Source organism: Kitasatospora sp. McL0602 (assembly GCF_052076145.1).
Taxonomy (GTDB): domain Bacteria; phylum Actinomycetota; class Actinomycetes; order Streptomycetales; family Streptomycetaceae; genus Kitasatospora.
Window position 1 is genome coordinate 5,296,800 of the sequence record NZ_CP197246.1, and the last position, 20,802, is coordinate 5,317,601.

At 69.7% G+C, this 20,802-nt stretch carries 18 protein-coding genes; 10 read left to right on the forward strand and 8 right to left on the reverse strand.

Features of this window, described 5'->3' with window-relative positions; all coding sequences use genetic code 11:
* Nucleotides 1–131: 131 nt before the first annotated feature.
* Together recO and ACR68M_RS24100 are read left to right on the forward strand one after the other, a co-directional pair.
* A complete protein-coding gene (gene recO, locus ACR68M_RS24095; protein ID WP_441246187.1) occupies nucleotides 132–878 on the forward strand; it encodes a DNA repair protein RecO in 747 nt (248 codons plus the stop codon).
* A gap of 2 nt (nucleotides 879–880) precedes the next feature.
* Complete coding sequence (locus tag ACR68M_RS24100) at nucleotides 881–1,714, forward strand: isoprenyl transferase (RefSeq protein ID WP_441246188.1); 834 nt, start codon at nucleotides 881–883, stop codon at nucleotides 1,712–1,714.
* Between the two features lie 103 nt (nucleotides 1,715–1,817).
* Here the strand turns inward: ACR68M_RS24100 and ACR68M_RS24105 are convergent, their stop codons facing one another.
* The 4 genes from ACR68M_RS24105 to ACR68M_RS24120 all read right to left on the reverse strand — a co-directional run bounded on the left by ACR68M_RS24105 (nucleotide 1,818) and on the right by ACR68M_RS24120 (nucleotide 5,144).
* The gene (locus tag ACR68M_RS24105; protein ID WP_441246189.1) at nucleotides 1,818–2,276 is read right to left on the reverse strand and encodes a Fur family transcriptional regulator; all 459 of its coding nucleotides are present in this window, start codon (nucleotides 2,274–2,276) and stop codon (nucleotides 1,818–1,820) included.
* Between the two features lie 35 nt (nucleotides 2,277–2,311).
* Complete coding sequence (locus tag ACR68M_RS24110; protein WP_441246190.1) at nucleotides 2,312–3,268, reverse strand: metal ABC transporter permease; 957 nt, start codon at nucleotides 3,266–3,268, stop codon at nucleotides 2,312–2,314.
* Nucleotides 3,265–4,083 (reverse strand): metal ABC transporter ATP-binding protein, encoded by an 819-nt coding sequence (locus tag ACR68M_RS24115; protein ID WP_441246191.1) that lies wholly within the window; start codon nucleotides 4,081–4,083, stop codon nucleotides 3,265–3,267. Before ACR68M_RS24115 ends, ACR68M_RS24110 begins: the two co-directional genes overlap by 4 nt.
* Nucleotides 4,084–4,172: 89 nt before the next feature.
* The gene (locus ACR68M_RS24120; RefSeq protein ID WP_441246192.1) at nucleotides 4,173–5,144 is read right to left on the reverse strand and encodes a metal ABC transporter substrate-binding protein; all 972 of its coding nucleotides are present in this window, start codon (nucleotides 5,142–5,144) and stop codon (nucleotides 4,173–4,175) included.
* 194 nt (nucleotides 5,145–5,338) lie between these two features.
* Here ACR68M_RS24120 and ACR68M_RS24125 point away from each other — a divergent pair, with 194 nt between their 5' ends.
* The gene (locus ACR68M_RS24125; protein ID WP_441246193.1) at nucleotides 5,339–6,721 is read left to right on the forward strand and encodes a glycine--tRNA ligase; all 1,383 of its coding nucleotides are present in this window, start codon (nucleotides 5,339–5,341) and stop codon (nucleotides 6,719–6,721) included.
* A 151-nt stretch (nucleotides 6,722–6,872) separates the two neighbouring features.
* Here the strand turns inward: ACR68M_RS24125 and ACR68M_RS24130 are convergent, their stop codons facing one another.
* Together ACR68M_RS24130 and ACR68M_RS24135 are read right to left on the reverse strand one after the other, a co-directional pair.
* Nucleotides 6,873–7,469: an NADAR family protein gene (locus ACR68M_RS24130; protein ID WP_441246194.1), complete on the reverse strand. Its 597-nt coding sequence runs from the start codon at nucleotides 7,467–7,469 to the stop codon at nucleotides 6,873–6,875.
* An 82-nt stretch (nucleotides 7,470–7,551) separates the two neighbouring features.
* Nucleotides 7,552–9,024: an MFS transporter gene (locus ACR68M_RS24135; protein ID WP_441246195.1), complete on the reverse strand. Its 1,473-nt coding sequence runs from the start codon at nucleotides 9,022–9,024 to the stop codon at nucleotides 7,552–7,554.
* A 152-nt stretch (nucleotides 9,025–9,176) separates the two neighbouring features.
* Between ACR68M_RS24135 and ACR68M_RS24140 the strand changes: the two genes are divergently transcribed.
* Nucleotides 9,177–10,040 (forward strand): helix-turn-helix transcriptional regulator, encoded by an 864-nt coding sequence (locus tag ACR68M_RS24140; RefSeq protein WP_441246196.1) that lies wholly within the window; start codon nucleotides 9,177–9,179, stop codon nucleotides 10,038–10,040.
* 571 nt (nucleotides 10,041–10,611) lie between these two features.
* On the opposite strand, the gene ACR68M_RS24145 is transcribed toward ACR68M_RS24140, so the two are convergent.
* A complete protein-coding gene (locus ACR68M_RS24145; RefSeq protein ID WP_441246197.1) occupies nucleotides 10,612–11,076 on the reverse strand; it encodes a hypothetical protein in 465 nt (154 codons plus the stop codon).
* Between the two features lie 134 nt (nucleotides 11,077–11,210).
* Between ACR68M_RS24145 and ACR68M_RS24150 the strand changes: the two genes are divergently transcribed.
* The 6 genes from ACR68M_RS24150 (at nucleotide 11,211) to ACR68M_RS24175 (ending at nucleotide 19,346) form a co-directional block, all read left to right on the forward strand.
* The gene (locus ACR68M_RS24150; RefSeq protein ID WP_441246198.1) at nucleotides 11,211–12,440 is read left to right on the forward strand and encodes a histidine kinase; all 1,230 of its coding nucleotides are present in this window, start codon (nucleotides 11,211–11,213) and stop codon (nucleotides 12,438–12,440) included.
* Nucleotides 12,428–13,072 (forward strand): response regulator, encoded by a 645-nt coding sequence (locus ACR68M_RS24155; protein ID WP_441246199.1) that lies wholly within the window; start codon nucleotides 12,428–12,430, stop codon nucleotides 13,070–13,072. Before ACR68M_RS24150 ends, ACR68M_RS24155 begins: the two co-directional genes overlap by 13 nt.
* Nucleotides 13,073–13,996 carry a DUF4097 family beta strand repeat-containing protein gene (locus tag ACR68M_RS24160; protein ID WP_441246200.1) on the forward strand — a complete coding sequence of 308 codons (924 nt, stop codon included), beginning with the start codon at nucleotides 13,073–13,075 and terminating at the stop codon, nucleotides 13,994–13,996.
* Nucleotides 13,997–14,164: 168 nt separating this feature from the next.
* Nucleotides 14,165–15,271, forward strand: coding sequence for a tRNA dihydrouridine synthase DusB (dusB, locus tag ACR68M_RS24165; protein ID WP_441251701.1), 1,107 nt, complete (start codon nucleotides 14,165–14,167; stop codon nucleotides 15,269–15,271).
* A 564-nt stretch (nucleotides 15,272–15,835) separates the two neighbouring features.
* Nucleotides 15,836–18,544, forward strand: coding sequence for a pyruvate, phosphate dikinase (gene ppdK / locus ACR68M_RS24170; protein WP_441246201.1), 2,709 nt, complete (start codon nucleotides 15,836–15,838; stop codon nucleotides 18,542–18,544).
* 322 nt (nucleotides 18,545–18,866) lie between these two features.
* Nucleotides 18,867–19,346: a ribonuclease domain-containing protein gene (locus ACR68M_RS24175; protein ID WP_441246202.1), complete on the forward strand. Its 480-nt coding sequence runs from the start codon at nucleotides 18,867–18,869 to the stop codon at nucleotides 19,344–19,346.
* A gap of 137 nt (nucleotides 19,347–19,483) precedes the next feature.
* On the opposite strand, the gene ACR68M_RS24180 is transcribed toward ACR68M_RS24175, so the two are convergent.
* Nucleotides 19,484–20,203 carry a GNAT family N-acetyltransferase gene (locus tag ACR68M_RS24180; protein ID WP_441246203.1) on the reverse strand — a complete coding sequence of 240 codons (720 nt, stop codon included), beginning with the start codon at nucleotides 20,201–20,203 and terminating at the stop codon, nucleotides 19,484–19,486.
* Between the last annotated feature and the right edge of the window lie 599 nt (nucleotides 20,204–20,802).

Genomic DNA, 20,802 nt, shown 5'->3' on the forward strand with positions numbered 1-20,802 from the left:
TGCCGTCACCCGCACCTGCGGTGTCCCCCCACGGACCAGGGTGCGGGCGCACGGCTGTCCTCGTCAGGTGCGCGGGTGCGGGACAATGGTCTGATGGTCACCCTGTTCGACGCCCGCACCGGTACGTGCCCATGAGCCTGTTCCGCGACGACGGCGTGGTGCTGCGCGTCCAGAAGCTCGGCGAGGCCGACCGGATCATCACCCTGCTGACCCGCCAGCACGGCCGGGTCCGCGCGGTGGCCCGGGGCGTCCGGAAGACCAAGTCGAAGTTCGGCGCCCGGCTGGAGCCGTTCTCCCACGTCGACGTGCAGTTCTTCAGCAGGGGCGCCGACCTGGTCGGCCGCTCGCTGCCGCTCTGCACCCAGGTCGAGACCATTGCCCCCTACGGCAGCCGGATCGTCATCGACTACGGCCGCTACACCGCCGGCACCGCGATGCTGGAGACGGCGGAACGCTTCGCCGAGAACGAGGGCGAACCCGCCGTCCAGCAGTACCTGCTGCTGGTCGGCGCCCTGCGGACACTGGCGGCCGGGACGCACGAGTCGCACCTGGTGCTGGACGCCTTCCTGCTCCGCTCGCTCGCCGTCAACGGCTACGGCGCGAGCTTCACCAACTGCGCCAAGTGCGGTCTGGACGGCCCCAACCGGTTCTTCTCGCTCCAGGCGGGCGGGGTGCTCTGCTCGGACTGCCGAGTGCCTGGAAGTGCCGTACCCTCCCCTGAGACACTGGTACTGCTCGGCGCGCTGCTGTCAGGGGACTGGCAGACGGCCGACAACTGCGAGCCCCGGTACTGGCGGGAGGGCAGCGGCTTGGTCGCCGCTTATCTGCAGTGGCACCTGGAGCGGGGTATCCGCTCGATGAGATACGTGGAGAAGTGAGCATGGCAGCGCGACGGCTCTTCGGCAGCAAGCAGCGGGAGTACCTCCCCCCGACTCCGCACCCGACCGGTGTCCGGCCGCCGAAGCTCCCGGGCGAGCTCGTCCCGAACCACGTCGCGATCGTGATGGACGGCAACGGTCGCTGGGCCAAGGAGCGCGGCCTGCCGCGCACCGAGGGCCACAAGGTCGGCGAGTCGGTGGTGCTCGACGTGCTCAAGGGCGCCATCGAGATCGGCGTGAAGAACATCTCGCTCTACGCCTTCTCCACCGAGAACTGGAAGCGCTCCCCGGACGAGGTGAAGTTCCTGATGAACTTCAACCGGGACGTCATCCGCCGCCGCCGTGACGAGATGGATGCCATGGGCGTCCGCATCCGGTGGGCCGGGCGGATGCCGAAGCTCTGGAAGAGCGTCGTCCAGGAGCTCCAGGTCGCCGAGGAGCAGACGAAGAACAACGACGCCGTCACGCTCTACATGTGCGTCAACTACGGCGGCCGGGCCGAGGTCGCCGACGCCGCCGCAGCCATCGCCCGCGACGTCGCCGCCGGCCGGCTGGACCCGGCGAAGGTCAACGAGAAGACCGTCGCCAGGTACATGTACCACCCCGACATGCCGGACGTGGACCTCTTCCTGCGCCCCAGCGGTGAGCAGCGCACCTCCAACTTCCTGCTCTGGCAGAGCGCGTACGCCGAGTTCGTGTTCCAGGACGTGCTCTGGCCGGACTTCGACCGTCGCGACCTCTGGTCGGCCTGCGAGCAGTTCGCGATGCGGGACCGCCGCTTCGGCGGCGCGCTCCCGAACGACGTGGCTTCGACGGACTTGCCGGCGCAGCGGTAACCGCTGGGCGATGGGTGACGGGTAATGGGTGAGGGCCCGGGAGCTGCTGCTCCCGGGCCCTTCGCTCTGCTGGTTCTGCTGGTTCTGCTGCTTGTTCCTGTGTTTACGCCTGTGCCTGTGACTGTGCCTGGGCTTGTGCCTCAGCCTGGGCCTGCTGCTTGGCTGCGCACTCGCCGCAGGTGCCGAAGATCTCCAGGGTGTGCGCGACGTCGCTGTAGCCGTGCTCGGCGGCGACGGAGTTGGCCCAGCGCTCCACCGCCGGGCCCTCGACCTCGACGGTCGCGCCGCAGTGGCGGCACACCAGGTGGTGGTGGTGTCCGCTGCTGCAACGGCGGTAGACGGCCTCGCCGTCCGCCGTGCGCAGTACGTCGACCTCGCCGGCGTCGGCGAGCGACTGCAGGGTGCGGTAGACGGTGGTCAGACCGACCGAGTCACCCCGGTGCTTGAGCATGTCGTGCAGTTCCTGCGCGCTGCGGAAGTCCTCGATCTCGTCCAGGGCCGCCGAGACGGCGGCCCGCTGCCGAGTCGATCGGGCGCGCGGCGTCGGGCCTGCGGTGGTCACCGTGGGTCCTCCTGGGAGTGGGGGCTTATCGCACATCATTGTGCCAGCCCTGGACTTCCCACCGGGTCGCCGTTGGTGGACCCGCCCTGTCCGGGTGCGGTGGAACCGCCCTGATTCGGCAGGACTACGTCACACACCGCAGGCCCGGAGCCGGTTGCCGCCGCCGAGGCCGCCCGGTGGCGGCGTCTGGCCAGCGGCGCGGCGATCGCGCTGAACAGCGCGAAGACCGCGATGGCGAGCAGCACGATGGCCGGGCCTGACGGGATGTCGGCCTGGTACGACCCGGCGACGCCGGCCAGCGCGACGGTGACGCCGAGCCCGATCGCGGCGGCCTGGGTCGCGGCGAAGGAGCGGGTCAACTGCTGCGCCGCCGCGACCGGCACCACCATCAGCGCGCTGACCAGCAGCAGGCCGACGACCCGCATCGCGACCGTCACGGTGACGGCGGCCATCACGGCCAGCAGCAGGTTGAGCACCCGGACAGGGATGCCGGTGACACGCGCGAACTCCTCGTCCTGGCAGATCGCGAAGAGCTGGCGGCGCAGGCCCAGGGTGACGGCGATCACGACCGCGCCGAGCACGGCGATGGTGGCGAGATCGGTGGGGGAGACGGTGAGGATGGAGCCCCAGAGGTAGCTCTCCAGGCTGCCGCTGCCCGCCTGCGCGCTCATGCTGACGAGCAGCTTTCCGCAGGCCATGCCGCCGTAGAAGAGCATCGCGAGCGCGATGTCACCCCGGTTGTTGCCGCGGGCGCGGACGAGCTCCATGATCACGGCGCCCAGCACGCAGACCACCACGGCCATCCAGACCGGGCTGGTCTGGAAGACGAAGCCCAGGCCGACGCCGGTCAATGCGACGTGTCCGATGCCATCACCCATCAGTGCCTGCCGCCGCTGCACCAGGTAGATGCCGACGGCGGGCGCGGTGATGCCGACCAGGACGGCGGCGATCACTGCGCGCTGCATGAAGTCGTAACTCAGCATCTCGGTCATGCCAGCAGCCCCGGGGTGTTGGTGCGGTGGTGGTCGTCCCCGTGCGGGTGGACGTGGTCGTGGCCGGGGAGCGCGTGCTGTCCGGCGCTGGGCGGCGGCGGCCCGTCGTGGGCGACGCAGCCGTCGCGCAGCACGACGGCCCGGTCGATCAGCGGCTCCAGCGGGCCGAGCTCGTGCAGGACGAGCAGCACGGCTGCGCCGCGCTCGACCTCCGTCCGCAGGGTGTCGGCGAGCACCTGCTGGCTCGCCATGTCGACCCCGGCCATCGGCTCGTCCATGATCAGGAGGTCGGGGGAGCCGACCAGTGCACGGGCGATCAGCACCCGCTGGTGCTGGCCGCCGGAGAGGTCGGCGACGCCGTCCTCGGCCCGGTCCAGCATGCCGACCGCGGCCAGCGCCCGGTCGACGGCCGTCCGGTCCTTGCGGCGGAAGGGCAGCAGACGGTGCTGCGGCAGCCGTCCGGTGGAGACCACCTCGCGGACGGTCGCCGGTACGCCGCTCGCGGCGGTGGTGCGCTGCGGGACGTACCCGATCCGGTGCCAGTCGCGGAACTTCCCGTACGGGGTGCCGAAGAGCTCCAGCCCGCCCTGGTCCAGTCCGACCGACCCGATCACGGCCTTGACGGTGGTCGACTTGCCGGAGCCGTTGGCGCCGAGCAGGGCGACGACCTCGCCGTGCCGCACCTGGAGATCGACCCCGCGCAGGACGGGTCGGCCGCCGAGCGAGGCGACGGCGCCGGTGAGACGGACGGCAGTCCCGGGAGTGCTGCCCGGGTCGGTGGTGAGGCGCGGGGCCTCGGCTATGACGGAGCTCATGGGTGGCTGGTGTCCCCTCAGCTGGTGGTGCTGGTTCAGCTCGTGGTGCTGGGTCCGGCGGTGGTACTGGGTCAGGTGCTGGCGCCGCTTCAGCTGGTGGCGCCGAGTGCGGTCTTCAGGTTGGTGAGGTTCTGCCGCATGACCGAGAAGTAGTCGTGCTGGGCCGGGTCCTTGACGCCTTCGAGCGGGTCGAGCACGGCGGTCTTCAGACCGAGGTCCTTGGCGACGGTGTCGGCGAGCTTCGGGCTGACCAGGGTCTCGAAGAAGATGGTGGTCACGCCGTTGGTCTTGGCGGCCTTCTGGATCTCGGCGAGACGGGCCGGGGTGGGCTCGGCCTCCGGGTCGACGCCGTTGATCGCGATCTGGTTCAGGCCGTAGTGGTCGGCGAGGTAGCCGAAGGCGGCGTGGCTGGTCACGAAGATCTTGGACTTGACGCCCTTGAGGCTGTCCTGGAACTCCTGGTCCAGCGCGGCGAGCTTGGTGACCAGGGCGTCGGTGTTCTTCTGGTAGTCGGCGGCGTTGGCCGGATCGGCCTTGGCCAGCTCCGAGCCGACGCTCTTGGCGACCGTCGCGTAGCGGGTCGGGTCGAGCCAGATGTGCGGGTCGCCGGCGGCGTGGTCGTGGGCGGCGCCGCTCTGGGCGGCCGGGTCCGTGGCGCCCTCGTCGAGGTGGTGGTCGACCAGGGGGGAGGCGGCAGCCGCATCCACCTTGTGCTTGGCGGAGGACTGCCCGACGGCCTGGTCGACGGTGGGCTGAAGGCCCTTCAGGTAGACCACCACATCGGCCTGCTGGACGGCGCCGACCTGCTTGGCGGTGAGTTCGAGGTCGTGGGGCTCGACCCCGGCGGCGGTGAGGTCGGTGACGTGGACGTGCTCGCCGCCGATCTGCTCTGCGAGGTACTCCATCGGGTAGAACGACGCGACCACGTCCAGCTTGCCGTCGCTGGTCCTGGCGCTGCTCGTACCGCCGCACGCGGTGAGGGCGAGCGAGCCGACCAGGGCGGTGGCCGTCAGGGCTATGGAGGTCGGCAGTCGTCGCAGTCCGGTGAGTCGCAGCATCATGACAACCATTCTCATCTTAAGTGGAAATGATTGTCAACTCACTCGGATGGGGGAACGGCTGGGGTGCTCCCCCGGATATCGATTTGAACCCCCTCCCCACGTGCCCGGTAACCTGAGGTATTCGGGTGCGTGCAACCAGCCGCGCCTTGACCGTGCCGTCGTACCGGGTACGACGTCGTACTGAAGAGAGCACTGTGGCAGCCGACAAGATCGACACGATTGTCAGCCTGAGCAAGCGCCGTGGCTTCGTCTACCCCTGCAGCGAGATCTACGGTGGCACGCGTGCCGCCTGGGACTACGGGCCACTGGGCGTCGAGCTCAAGGAGAACATCAAGCGCCAGTGGTGGCGTTCGATGGTCACCGCTCGGGAGGACGTCGTCGGACTCGACTCGTCGGTGATCCTGGCCCGCGAGGTCTGGGAGGCCTCGGGCCACGTCGCCACCTTCAACGACCCGCTGACCGAGTGCACCTCCTGTCACAAGCGCTACCGCGCCGACCACCTGGAGGAGGCGTACGAGGCCAAGCACGGCAAGCTGCCCGCCAACGGCCTTGCCGACATCAACTGCCCGAACTGCGGCAACAAGGGCGCCTTCACGGAGCCCAAGGAGTTCTCGGGCATGCTGAAGACGCACCTCGGCGTCACCGAGGACGCGTCCGGCCTGGCCTACCTGCGCCCCGAGACGGCGCAGGGCATCTTCACCAACTTCAAGGCCGTGCAGACCACCTCGCGCAAGAAGCCGCCGTTCGGCATCGCCCAGGTCGGCAAGAGCTTCCGCAACGAGATCACGCCCGGCAACTTCATCTTCCGCACGCGCGAGTTCGAGCAGATGGAGATGGAGTTCTTCGTCAAGCCCGGCGACGACGAGGAGTGGCACGACTACTGGCTCCAGCAGCGCTGGGACTGGTACGTCGGCCTCGGCCTGCGGACCGAGAACATGCGCTTCTTCGAGCACCCGAAGGAGAAGCTCTCCCACTACGCCAAGCGCACGGTGGACATCGAGTACCGCTTCAACTTCGGCGGCACCGAGTTCTCCGAGCTGGAGGGCGTCGCCAACCGGACCGACTACGACCTCACCGTGCACAGCGAGGCCTCGGGCCAGGACCTCAAGTACTTCGACCAGGAGTCGGGCGAGCGGTACTTCCCGTTCGTCATCGAGCCGGCAGCGGGCCTCAACCGCGCCATGCTGGCCTTCCTGATCGACGCCTACTTCGAGGACGAGGCGCCCAACGCCAAGGGCGTCATGGAGAAGCGCGTCGGCATGCGGCTCGACCCGCGGCTGGCCCCGGTCAAGGTCGCGGTGCTGCCGCTCTCGCGCAACGCCGACCTCTCCCCGAAGGCCCGCGGCCTCGCCGCCGACCTGCGGACGGCCTGGAACGTCGAGTTCGACGACGCCGGCGCCATCGGCAAGCGCTACCGTCGCCAGGACGAGATCGGCACGCCGTTCTGCGTCACGGTCGACTTCGACACCCTTGAGGACAACGCGGTCACCATCCGCGAGCGCGACACCATGGCGCAGGAGCGTGTCTCCCTCGACCAGGTGAAGTCCTACCTCGCAGCCCGACTGATCGGCTGCTGACGTTGGCCTGACGCTGATGTGAGCTTGCCCGTCCTGCCCTTGGCCCCCTCGCGATCTGTACTGCGAGGGGGCCAAGGGCTTTCCCGAGCGGGAAATGCGGGGAGATACAGGGTGATGCGGGGAGATGCGGGGAGTTGTGCGGCGGGGTGGATCAGCCGGCGAGGCGGGCTCGGGCTTCCATCAGGGCGAAACCCAGCAGGTTGAGACCGCGCCACTGGTCCGGGTTGGTCGCCCGCTCGTTGTCCGCCGCGAGCCCGATGCCCCAGAGCCGGTCCATCGGGCTGGCCTCGACCAGGACCCGCTGCGCCGTGTTGAGCAGGTACGTCCGCAGGGCGTCGTCCTGACCGAACTTGGCGACATTGCCCTGGACGACGAGTTCGAAGCGGGCGGCCACCCATTGCGCGTCGTCGAAGCCCTTCACCAGCCGGCCGAACTTCTTGGCCTCGGCTGGTGTCCGTGCCTCGAGAATCCTGGGCAGGATCTCCTCGTCACCGAAGAGCCGGGCCTTGCCCGCCATCATCCAGTGCTCGGCAGTCGCGTACCTGACCCCGTCGACCGTGAACGCCGACGGCCACCACTGGCTGAGTGACCCGGTGCCGATCCGTCCGTCGTTCTCGGGTCGATGGCCCCAGAACAGCAGGTACTTGGGGCGTGCACCCGACGCCACCAGTGCGGCGAGCTCCTCGCGGGTGCGGGTCTCGGCCGGGGTGCTGGGTGTGGCCGGAGTGAGGGGCTTGGTCGTCGTCATGTCTGCCATCCTGGCATCCGCCTACGACAGTGGCTGCTGGTTTTCGAGGCATCGGGGCTGGGGGAGTAGCGGGTGGGTCGGGTCAGCCGACCGAGCGAGGAAGGCGGGTGCTGAGGGCGAGGATGACCGCCGAGCCGCCGAGCTGAATGGTCAGTACGAGGGCGAGGGCGTGGGCGAGACCGAGGGTGGGGAACAGGGCGACGAAGAGCGTCCCGAGGGTTGCGACGCCGAGAGCCAGGCTGGACTGCTGAGTGGTCGCCAGGACGCCACTGCCGACCCCGGCCCGCTCCATGGGCACCTTCGACAGGATGACCCGGAAGAGCGGGGTGCCGATCAGGCCCTGCCCGATACCGGCGAGCGCAACCCCCGGCACCATCTGCAGGGGTGAGAAGTGCGCCCAGTCGGTCAGCACCGTAGCGATGAGGGTGGCCAGGCCAACCCCCTGGATGGTTGCACCGGCAGTGATCACCCGGCTGCCGAAGCGACCGATCAGCCGTGGGCCGGCCAGCGAGGCGAAGAAGTAGCCGACCGCCATCGGCACCAGCGCCCAGCCAGCGGCGACCGGGCCGAGCCCGAGCCCCTGCTGGAGCATGACCGCGATCACGAACATGAAGCCACCGAAGCCCGCGAAGAACGGAACCGCGATGCCGAGCCCACGCCGCATCTCGGGTATGCGCAGCAGCGAGAGCGGCACCAGCGGCACCCGGCCGTGGGTCTCGGACCCCTGCTCGATGCGGTGCTCGACGAGGAGGAAGGCCGCCGCGAGGAAGGGGAAGGCCCCGAGCAGCAGCCAGGACCAGAGTGGCCAGCCCATCGCCCGACCCTCCATCAGCGGGACGAAGAGGGAGAGGAGGGTGGCCGTCAGCAGGACCGTGCCCGGCAGGTCGACCTTCGCCGCGTGCGCCGAGCGGGTCTCGGGTACGAACATGACCGCCAGGACGACGGTGAGCAGCGCGAACGGCACGTTCAGGAGGAAGACCGCGCGCCACCCGCTCCCGAACAGGTCCGCCGAGACCAGCATCCCGCCGAGCACCTGACCGATCACTACCGAGATCCCACCGACGGCACCGTAGATGCTGAGTGCGCGGGCCCGCCGGGGCCCGTTGCCGATGGTGGTGATGGTGGCCAGCACCTGGGGGATGAGCAGTGCGGCCGAAGCTCCTTGGGCGGCGCGGGCCGCCACCAGGGACCAGGCCGTGGGTGCGATGCCGCAGAGGAGGGAGGTGAGGGCAAAAGCTCCGGCCCCGACGATGAAGAGCCTCCGCCGGCCGAAGGCGTCGCCCAGCCGCCCACCGACCACCAACAGGACGGCGAACGTGATGCCGTACCCCGCCGCGACGAGCTCCAGCACAGCGGGGCCGGCCGCCAGGTCGTGGTCGATGGTGGGCAGAGCGACGTTGACGATGAAGAAGTCCAGCATCGGCAGGAAGGCCCCGAGCAGGACGGTGACGAGACCGGCGACGCCGAGGGTTGTCGTACTGCTGGCGGCTGGGGTGGTGACGCCTGGGGTGGTGGCGCTCGTGGCGCGGGCGGCTGGGGCAGCGTCCGTCGACACGGCAGGTCGTGCCAGGGCAGAGGTCTTGGGAAGCGCTAGTTGCTGGGTCACGACCACTACGATGGCCCCTTCCTCAACCTGGTACCAGAGAGTGTTTATCCAGGTATCAGGACTACCTGGCAACAGGCTCCGAGATGTCGCATGCTTACCTCATGAGCCTTGCAACGACCTCGTCCGCATCTGCGTCCACGTCTGCCGACATCCGACGCCACGAGCTGGCCGCGTTCCTCCGCAGCCGCCGGGAGCGGATCTCGCCGGAACAGGTCGGGCTCCCGCCAACCAGCCGACGCCGCACTCCTGGCCTGCGCCGCGAGGAGGTCGCACTCCTGGCTGCGGTAGGGGTCACCTGGTACACGTGGCTCGAGCAGGGCCGGGCCATCCAGGTCTCGTCGCAGGTGCTCGACTCCGTCGCGCGGACACTCCTGCTCGACCGGAACGAGCGGGCGCACCTCTTCGCGCTGGCCGGTGCGGAAGACCCGACTCCGGTGGTCGACTGCCCGACAGTCACCCCCGCCGTACGGCTGCTGCTCGACCAGCTGGAGCCGATGCCGGCCCTCGTCCTCAACAGCAGGTACGACATCCTCGCGCACAACCGGGCCTACACCCGGATCGCCGGTGATCTCGAAGCGATGCCTTTCGAGGACCGCAACGTGTTGTGGCTGGCTTTCACCGACTCCTACTTCTCGTCGGTGCTGGTCGACCGGGAGGCGGCGCAGGAGGCGATCGTCGCTCGGTTCCGCGCTGCGATGGCCGAGCACAGCGCCGAGCGGGTCTGGACGAACCTGCTGCAGCGGCTGCGTGAGGCCTCGCCCGACTTCGAGGCGCTCTGGGCCCGGCACGAGGTCGAAGGACTGGGCAACGGACTGAAGCGCTTCACGATCCCGGGGGTGGGCCTGCTCCGTTTCGACTACACCAATCTCTGGCTCGGCCCGAACGCTCACACGCGGCTGGTGGCCTACACACCTGTGGATGAGGAGACCCGCTCGCGCCTGGAGCAGCTCAACGCAGCTGAGTGACAGGGCGAGGCGTGGCATCCGACGAATGGGGCGAGGACGGTACTGGACCCGGCCGTGGTGCCTGTCGCGGTGGGTGCGGCTGTGGCGGATGTGCCCAGGCTGCTGCAGCGGACACCGGGGGAGGACCAGGCCACCCATTGCCAGGACCGCGCACAGCCAGGCCAGCGGCAGTTCCGCGCAGACGGCCATCGTCAGGGCCGTGGCCAGTTCGGCGCCGGGAGCGGCGGAGTGGAGGTCGTACCAGGCGTCGCCGAGCAGCAGTACCGAAGCCAGCGCGGCTGCCCAGCGGTGGGTGTCGCCGCTTCGACGCAGCAGCACGGCGGTGGTGATCAGCGCGGTGGCCTCGGCGGCATCGAGGACCGCCCACCCCAGGCCGCCAGGCAGGGTGGAGAGCAGGACCAACCACGGCACCAGCAGCACACCGCAGGTGAGGAGCAGCCGCTGTACGGCCTCCCTGCTGGCCACGCCTGCCATCTCTCGCCCGCCCCTCGGCCCCGGTACCGTCTCCACCGCTCGCACCTCTCTCACCTCCAGCTCGTCCTACGTGTGCCGGACGTAGCCCGGCGGGGGTTCATATCCGGCGTGTGCGCAGCCGCTCGACCGCTCCGGTGGCGTGCTCCACCAGTACGTGGCCGCACTGGCCCTCGGCCCACGCCAGCCAGAACTCGCCTGCCAGCGCGACCACCCGGGCCGGGTGACGGACCCGCTTCAGGCGCCCGTCGGCGAACGTGACTGCGGGCAGCGCGCCTCCGGTCGGCAGCCGACCCCAGGCGAAGCCGGTGCGACCGTCGACCCGGACGCAGCTCCGCGCCCCGCGCAGTAGTTCCGTGCCGAGCCGGGAGGCAACGGTCACGTCCAGCAGCTCGCCCTGCTCGTACACCTCGAGAGCTGCCCGGCCGTTGGACTGCTGCGCCGCGCGGACCGACCAGGGCCCGATGGCCAGCATCTCCGCACCCGGCACCGTCGGCGCAGCTGCGGGACCTACATCCGTCTGCCCGGCGGAGCGGGCTGCTGTGGTGCGCACTGTCCTCGTCATGCCCTCAAGGTTCGCGAAGATCTGAGGCCCCGTCGGTAGCGTGCGCTCCCGTCTTTGGGGTGTAGCTAGGTACACCCCAAAGCGGTACTTGGCTTCATGGTCACGGCTCGGCGGGTGGCCCTAGGCTGTCCCGCATGTCGATCTCCGCTCTCCGCCGCATGCTCGCCCGGGGTGCCGAGCATGCCCCGTGGTCGGTGGGCGCTCGGCGAGACGTCCTGTTCGTCGCAGCAGGGGTTCCCCTCGGTTCCCCGGTGCTGCTCGCAGTCATCGGGCCCACGGAGGCCATCGCTCCGTTGCTGCTCCTGGTCGTCGTCTGCCTGGATCTCCTGACGACGGCTCAGCGCAGCCGGCTCCGGGCTCTTCGCGGGGTACAGGTGCCGGGTCGCCTTCCGGCCGGTGCCGCCTGGCTGTCCCGATTGCGGGCAGGCCTGACCTGGCGGCAGGCGGCCTACCATCTGCTGGTCGGACCGCTGCTCGCGGTGGCGGGAGCGACAGTTCTGTTGGCTCTGGGCGTCGGTCTGGTGATGGCGACGATCTATGCCTGGGTCTTCCTCATGCCGCCCGGGAGCAACCTGCGCTCGGGGGTCGGCTGGACCACCTACGACGGGTTCACCACCGTCGGCGGGCTGGCGCTGCTGTGGGCCGTTCCGTGGCTGGCGGCCTGGCTCGCCCAGCTCGACGAGCTGGCCTCCCGGAGACTCCTCGGACCGAACCGTACGGAGCTGCTGGAGCGTCGGGTCGAGGACTTGGCCGAGAGCCGGGCCGGCGTGGTGGACGCGGCCGACGCCGAGCGTCGCCGCATCGAGCGCGACCTCCATGACGGAGCCCAGCAGAGGCTGGTCTCCCTCGCCATGAATCTCGGGCTGGCCCGCCGCACTCTCAAGGACGTCCCGCCCGAGGCGATGCAGGTCATCGTCGAAGCACACGAGGAGGCCCAGGCCGCCATCGTCGAGCTTCGTAATCTGGTCCGGGGCCTGCATCCCGTGGTCCTGGAAGATCGTGGTCTGGACGCCGCACTCTCCGGCATCGCGGCCCGCTCCCCGGTGCCGGTACGCCTCCAGGTCGACCTGCCGGCCCGGCTGGCCCCGACCATCGAGGCCGTCGCGTACTTCACGGTCTCCGAGGCACTCGCCAATGTGGCGAAGCACTCCCGGGCCTCCCGAGTGGAGCTGTCCCTGCGGCAGAGCAACGGCCGCCTGCACATCGAGCTGACCGACGACGGCGTCGGCGGCGCGGACCCGAGCCGGGGGACAGGTCTCGTCGGGCTCCGAAAACGTGCCGCCTCGGTGGACGGCACCCTCGCCATGACCAGCCCCGTCGGGGGCCCGACGACTATCACTGTGGAGTTGCCGTGCGAGCTGTGATCGCCGAGGACTCGGTCCTGCTGCGAGTGGGCCTGGTCAAGGTCCTGGAGGCGGTCGGGTTCGAGGTCGTCGCCGCGGTCGGCGACGCCGAGGCGCTGCTGGCCGCAGTGGAGGAGCACGCCCCCCAGGTGGTGGTCACGGACGTCCGGATGCCACCGGGCCTCACCGACGAGGGAGTGCGGGCCGCCCTGGTGATCCGCCGGCAGTGGCCGGAGACCGCCGTCCTGCTGCTGTCCCAGTACGTGGAGGAGCGGTACGCCGCAGATCTCCTCGCCGGGAACACCAGTGGGGTCGGCTACCTGCTGAAGGAGCGGGTCGCCAACGTGGACGAGTTCGTCGAGGCGCTGCACAGGGTCGCCGCCGGTGGCACGGCACTGGATCCGGAGGTGGTCGCGCAACTGCTGCTCCGCCGCCACCGTGATCCGCTCGAACGGCTCACCCCTCGGGAGCGGGACGTGCTCGCGTTGATGGCTGCAGGCCACTCCAACACGGCCATCGCCGAGTCGCTGGTGGTGAGCGACAGCGCGGTGGCGAAGCACATCAACAGCATCTTCACGAAGCTCGACCTGTCACCGGCCGATGCCACCCATCGGAGGGTCCTGGCAGTGCTGCGGTTCCTGGAGGTGGCGTAGGTGGTCGAGCGACAGGTCTGGCGGGTCGTGGGTTGGCTGATGCTGACGACCGCGCTGCTGGTGGGCGGCGTCTCCAGCTGGGAGTGGCTCGCGCAGCAGAGCCACAGCGAGCAGCGCGTCTACTGGCAGCCGATCAAGACGGTGGAGCTGGATTCGGGTAGTGCCGAGGTACGGCTGGTGGCCGGTGCGGCTGACCGTGTGACGGTCGGGCAGAAGCTGAAGTGGGCGCTCCGTCGGCCGTCCGTCGAGGTGCAGCTGGCCGGGCAGACGCTCAAGGTCGCCGTCCAGTGCCATTCACCGCTCGGCGTGACCGGCTGCGGCGTCACCCTGGACATCCAGGTCCCTGCCGCCACCGCCATCCAGGCTCGGAGCAGCTCCGGAGCCGTACAGATACACGGGGTGTCGGGCGAGATCCGCGCGCAGTCCCTGTCCGGTCAGTTCAAGCTGGACGGCGTCAGCGGCCCGGTGTGGGTCAAGAGCACCTCCGGTCAGATCGTCGGCAGGGGTCTCGCCTCGCAGAAGGTCCAGGCGGCCGTCACCTCAGGCCGGATCGATCTCGCCTTCGCCCGGCCCCCCGAGGCCGTCACCGTGCTGGCCACCTCCGGTGAGACGGTCGTGGCCGTCCCGACGGACCAGACCCGCTACAACGTCACCGGCCATGTCACCTCCGGCAACTGGGGGGTCGATCCCGGTGTGATGGACAGCACCTCACACCGCACCATCGACGCCACGGTGACCTCGGGAGACGTCAGCGTCACTCCGGCCCTCCCCGGCTCGGCGACGGACGAGATCCCTGACACGTCCACCAACCCATCCACCACGGCGCCCACGGCCCCCACGGCCCCCACAGCGAAGAGCCCAAGCACCGGCGCACCGGCCTCCGGCGTCCCCCACCTGGCCACTCCGCCAGGTGGGGGACAATGAAGAGTCTCGGTCCGAAGCCCTGCCGATCTCGTTGAGGACTCACCACGCATGACCACCTCGCCCGACACCGACGCCAGCCCCGTCGCCCGCCCGGCCACACCCACGGGCACGGCGGCAGCAACCGCCACCCCCGCCACCCCCGAGTTCGCGCCGCTGAACATCGGCCCGATGGAGGTGTGGCCGCCGGTGGTGCTGGCGCCGATGGCAGGTATCACCAATGCCCCGTTCCGGACGCTGTGCCGGGAGCAGAGCGGCGGCAAGGGTCTCTACGTGTCCGAGATGATCACCACCAGAGCCCTGGTGGAGCGCAACGCCAAGACCATGCAGCTGATCCACTTCGACCCGAGCGAGAAGCCGCGCTCGGTCCAGCTGTACGGAGTCGACCCGGCGACCGTCGGCAAGGCCGCCCGGATGATCGCGGACGAGGGCCTGGCCGACCACATCGACCTCAACTTCGGCTGCCCCGTCCCCAAGGTCACCCGGAAGGGCGGTGGCTCGGCGCTGCCGTACAAGCGCAACCTGCTGCGCGAGATCCTGCGGGAGGCGGTCGGCAACGCGGGTGACCTCCCGGTCACCATGAAGATGCGCAAGGGCATCGACGACGACCACCTGACCTACCTGGACGCCGGCCGGATCGGTGCCGAGGAGGGTGTGTCGGCGATCGCGCTGCACGGTCGTACCGCCGCCCAGCACTACGGCGGCACGGCGGACTGGTCGGCCATCGCGCGCCTGCGCGACTCCGTACCGGCCGAGATCCCCGTCCTCGGGAACGGGGACATCTGGTCGGCCGACGACGCCGTGCGGATGATGCGGGAGACGGGCTGCGACGGCGTGGTTGTCGGTCGCGGCTGCCTCGGTCGGCCCTGGCTGTTCAAGGACCTGGTCGCGATCTTCGAGGGTGAGGTCGACTACGCCCGGCCGAGCTTTGCTGACGTGTCGCGGGCGATGGTGCGGCACGCACAGCTGCTCGGAGAGTGGATGGGCGACGAGGCACGGGGCGTGGTCGACTTCCGCAAGCATGTCGCCTGGTACACCAAGGGCTTCTCGGTCGGCTCCGAGCTGCGGGTGAAGCTGGCGATGTCCAGCTCGCTCGCGGAGCTGGGGGAGACCCTGGCCCTGGTGGAGCAGGAGCAGCTGTGGCCGGCCGGGGCGGACGGACCGAGGGGCCGGACGAGCGGCAACAACCGGGTGGTCCTGCCGGAGGGCTGGTTGGACGATCCGTATGACTGCGCCCTGCCGAGCATTGACGCCGAATTGGACACATCGGGCGGCTGAGCCAGCCGGATCGGCAAGTTGGCCCCTCTGGGGTCGACTGCCGGTCCGTCCGAGCCCTCTTGGACAACCTGGCCAAGAGGGCTCCTTTATGGTGCATTTTGCTTACGTGGAGCTGTCATGGTGTCGACGGAAGGTGACGAAGTGGGGAGTTCGCCTCGGCTCGACAGCTGAGATGCGCCCGTGACGCTGACCACATATTGTGGCGATTGACGGCTGGTCAGGTGGGTTCGTTGGACAGCAAGTCCTAAAACGCTTCCCGAAGGGCTCCGAGGCGGATCGGCTCGGCTGGCTGCAGGAAATCAAGCCGGGGCAACATGGCGGACGCCAGGCCATTACTCTCTGTTCAGTTCGTATGATCTTGACGTTTCGACGCGTTCACTACTTGAACACTTCCTAGCGTCATCCGGACGATTGCGCCAACAGAGGTGAACGCCCTGACGGGCATTCGATCTGTTGGGTACTCGCCCACTGTGAGATTCGTACGGCCCATTGGCAGCGCGCAAACGCCTTCGAAATGGGTATGTTCTCCGGCGTCAGGGCAACCGCGTACGAGGAGACCGACCCGTGCCGTCCGAGCAGAAGTTTGTTTACTCCTTCACAGAAGGAAACAAGGACCTCAAGGACCTTCTTGGCGGCAAGGGTGCCAACCTCGCCGAGATGACCAACCTGGGCCTCCCCGTCCCTCCGGGGTTCACCATCACCACCGAGGCTTGCAAGGTCTTCCTGGAGACGGGCAGCGAGCCCTCCTCGCTGCACGAGGAGATCAGCGCGCACCTGGACTCGCTCGAAGCGGAGATGGGCAAGAAGCTGGGCCAGGCGGACAACCCGCTGCTGGTTTCCGTCCGCTCCGGGGCGAAGTTCTCCATGCCCGGCATGATGGACACCGTCCTCAACATCGGGCTCTCCGACACCTCGGTGCTCGGCCTCGTCGCGCAGTCCGGCAACGAGCGCTTCGCCTGGGACTCGTACCGCCGTCTGGTGCAGATGTTCGGCAAGACGGTGCTGGGTGTCGACGGCGAGCTGTTCGAGGATGCCCTCGACCACGCCAAGGAGGCCAAGGGCACCGTCAACGACCTGGACCTGGATGCTTCCGACCTCCAGGAACTGGTCGAGACGTTCAAGGCGATCGTGCTCCGTGAGACGGGCCGTGCGTTCCCGCAGGAGCCGCGTGAGCAGATGGACCTGGCGATCCACGCCGTCTTCCACTCCTGGAACGGCGACCGGGCCCGCCTGTACCGCCGCCAGGAGCGCATCCCGAACGACCTCGGCACGGCGGTCAACGTCTGCTCGATGGTCTTCGGCAACCTCGGCGAGGACTCCGGCACCGGTGTCGCCTTCACCCGCGACCCCTCCACGGGTGCCGTCGGCGTCTACGGTGACTACCTCTCCAACGCCCAGGGTGAGGACGTCGTCGCCGGCATCCGCAACACCCTGCAGCTCGCCGAGCTGGAGCAGCTCGACAAGAAGTCGTACGACGAGCTCATGACGATCATGAACACGCTCGAGCTGCACTACCGCGACCTCTGCGACATCGAGTTCACCATCGAGCGCGGCAAGCTCTGGATGCTCCAGACCCGGATCGGCAAGCGCACCGCCGCCGCCGCCTTCCGGATCGCCGTCCAGCTGGTCGACCAGGGACTGATCGACCTGGACGAGGCGCTGAAGCGGGTGACGGGCGGCCAGCTCGCGCAGCTGATGTTCCCGCGCTTCGCCCCCGACGCGAACTCCAAGCAGGTCGCCCGGGGCATCGCGGCCTCGCCCGGCGCAGCGGTCGGCAAGGTGGTCTTCGACTCCTACACCGCCGTCAAGTGGTCCCGCTCCGGGGAGAAGGTCATCCTGGTCCGCCGGGAGACCAACCCGGACGACCTCGAGGGCATGATCGCCGCCGAGGGCATCCTCACCTCGCGCGGTGGCAAGACCTCGCACGCGGCCGTCGTCGCCCGTGGCATGGGCAAGACCTGTGTCTGCGGTGCCGAGGAGCTCGAGGTAGACACCAAGCGCCGCCGCTTCACCACCTCCGACGGGAAGGTCGTGGAGGAGGGCGACGTCGTCTCCATCGACGGCGCGAACGGCCGGGTCTACCTCGGTGAGGTACCCGTGCTGCCCTCCCCGGTGGTCGAGTACTTCGAGGGCACGCTGCACGCCGGCGCCGACGTCCAGGGCGGTCTCGTCCAGGCCGTGCACCGGCTGGTGTCGCACGCCGACGTCCGCCGCCGCCTGGCGGTCCGTGCCAACGCCGACAACGCCGAGGACGCGAACCGCTCCCGCCGGTACGGCGCCCAGGGCATCGGCCTCTGCCGCACCGAGCACATGTTCCTCGGCGAGGAGCGCCGCAAGGAGGTCGAGCACCTGATCCTGGCGGACAACGACAAGGACCGCGAGCAGGCCCTCTCCACCCTCCTGCCGCTCCAGAAGGGCGACTTCCTGGAGCTCTTCCAGGCGATGGACGGGCTGCCGGTCACCGTCCGTCTGCTCGACCCGCCGCTGCACGAGTTCCTCCCCGACATCACCGAGCTGTCGGTGCGCGTCGCCCTCGCCGAGGCCCGCAAGGACCCGAACGAGAACGACCTGCGCCTGCTCCAGGCGGTGCACAAGCTGCACGAGCAGAACCCGATGCTGGGTCTGCGCGGCGTGCGTCTCGGCCTGGTCATCCCCGGCCTGTTCGGGATGCAGGTCCGGGCGATCGCGGAGGCGGCGGCCGAGCGCAAGCTCGGTGGCGGCGACCCGCGTCCGGAGGTGATGATCCCGCTGGTCGGTACTGTCCAGGAGCTGGAGATCGTCCGCGACGAGTGCGAGCGCGTACTCGCCGAGGTGGCCTCCTCCACCGGTGTCACGCTGGACATCAAGCTCGGCACCATGATCGAGCTGCCCCGCGCCGCCATCACGGCCGGTCAGATCGCCGAGGCCGCCGAGTTCTTCTCCTTCGGCACCAACGACCTGACCCAGACCGTCTGGGGCTTCTCCCGGGACGACGTGGAGGCGAGCTTCTTCACCGCGTACCTGGAGAAGGGCATTTTCGGTGTCAGCCCGTTCGAGACCATCGACCGGGACGGCGTCGGCGCCCTCGTGAAGCTGGCCGCCGAGGCCGGCCGGGCCACCCGCCCGGACCTCAAGCTCGGCGTCTGCGGCGAGCACGGCGGCGACCCGGACTCCGTCCACTTCTTCCACGAGGTGGGGCTGGACTACGTCTCCTGCTCCCCCTTCCGCATCCCGGTGGCGCGCCTGGAGGCAGGCCGCGCCGCCCTCGAGACTGCGGGCAGCGACTCGCGCTGACGGGGGTTGACCCACCAGCGCGGTCCCATCGCTGACCGCACTCCCCTCCCACAGAGGAGGGGCGTACGGCGGAGCTCGGCGCAGGAGAGCCGCCGTACGTAGGCAGCCGGGGCGGGAACGGACAATGGCGTCCGTTCCCGCCCCGGCTCCACATCTGCGCCCGTTACATCTGGGCCCGTTGACGCCGCCCCTTGCTGCCGCCGACCGCCGCGCGTGACCTCCCCGCGTGACCTGCCCGCGTGACCTGCCCGCGTGGGCCGTTCGGGTGACTGGCGGTACCCCGTTGATCGGCTGATCCCACCGACCCGGCAAGCTTGGGCGCATGACCAGCCGAAACCGTCTGCTCGCCGTGGTGGCCGTCCTTGTCTGCGCGGTCGTCGCCGCCGCCGTCTATGCCCTGTCGGGCACCGGCAAGTCGACCCCGAGCGCCGCCAGGAGCAGTTCTGCCCGGCCGAGCGTCACCGCCAAGCCGTCCGCTCCCGCCGGCCGGGCGACGACCTGGGTGCCGACGAACGCCTCGATCGCCGACGTCTGCCGCAGCAAGCTCCCCAGCCAGGCGCGCGACACGCTCGGCCTCATCGACAAGGGCGGCCCCTACCCGTACCGCAACGACGGCATCGTCTTCGAGAACCGGGAGAGCCGACTGCCGAAGCAGGCCACCGGGTACTACCACGAGTACACCGTCGTCACTCCTGGTTCGGACGACCGCGGCACCCGACGGGTCGTCACCGGATCGGTGGGCGAGGAGTACTGGACCGGTGACCACTACAGCACGTTCCAGGAGATCGACAGTCGCTGCTGAGCCGGGCTGGCGACAGGCCGGACCGAGCTGAGGGACTGCCAGAGACGAGTGTGGCGCCGACCCCTGACGTGGGGTCGGCGCCACAGCTGCGTCCGGCTGTCTGCCTGTCTATCGGGCTGGCTGTCGGCGAGGGGCCGTCAGACGCTGATCAGCGGGCCGCCGTGTCTAAGGCACTCCTGAGGGAGAGCCGGATCGGGGGCGCTCGGCGAGGTCGCGGCGGCGATCCGGAGCTCGATGATGTCCCGGACGGCCGGCCACTCCTCGTCGAGGATCGAGTAGAAGGCCGTGCTGCGGACGATCCCGTCCAGCCCACGGGAGTGGGCCCGGCGGACACCTTCGCAGGTCGCACCCAACCGCTCGATCGCGGTGCGCGAGCGGAGGTTGCGGGCGTCGGCGCGGAGCGAGATGCGCTGTACGCCCCAGGTCTCGAAGGCGTGGCGCAGCATCAGCAGCTTCGCCTCGGTGTTGATGCCGGTGCCCTGCGTGCGGGCGGAGAGCCAGGTCGCGCCGATCTCGGCGGCGTCCGGGACGGCCTCGGCCGGATCACCGAACGGCACGCCGGGCGTCGGCGGCCAGACCAGCGGCCCCTGCCAGTAGTCGAGTTCCTGGAACCGGGTGGCGCCGACCACCCGGTTGTCGGCCACGCTCACCGTGGCGAACGGCAGCGACCGGCCCGCTGCCTGATCGGCCAGTGCACGGGCGATGTACTCCCGGGCGGCTTCCAGGCCGTGGGGGACGGGAGTGAAGGCGTAGGTCGCACGATCCTCGGCGGCTGCCGCTGCGAGAGCCTCTGCGTGGCGCTCGGCGAGAGGCTCCAGCCGTGCGGTGCGGCCGATGAGGGTTACGGGTACGGGCACGGATCCTTCGGTCCTTCGGCGGTCGGAGGGACCTCGTACCGGGGTACGGCACGAGGGCGAGGACTTTCGCCCCGGCTCTCCGGGAGGCGCCACCCCCCGCCGTGGGGGGCGGGGTCGCCAACGCCGGCAGGGCCCGGTCGTGCAGCGGGGGAGGCGGCCCGGAGGCGGGCAGCGCGGTGCCGGAACGGACACGGAGCATCGGGCCGGTCCGGCGTGATGTGCGAGGGGACAGTGTGCGTCCGCGAGATGGCCGAAAAGGGAATGAGAGCGCGAAGGGAAGCAGGCGGCCAGGTGAAGGCAAGGTGCGGTGCAAGTGGCTGATCGCACCAGGCCGGGCCGGGACTACGGCGTGACGAACGACGTGACGACGGCGCGGCGATGCGGGTCAGCGAGAGGACGATACCCGCCAGAACGCGGTGCGTCACCTCGCGGCGCGCCATCGGGGTGGCGAGACCCCGCCGAGACCCTGCGGCGGACCCGTCGCAACCCCTGCGCAAGCCCCGCACAGGGCCTGCGCACCGGCTGCACAGGGCGTTTCGGCAGGTCGGCGAGTGATCGTTTTCACGTCCCGGCTCCGACCGCGCGCGGACGCCCGAGTG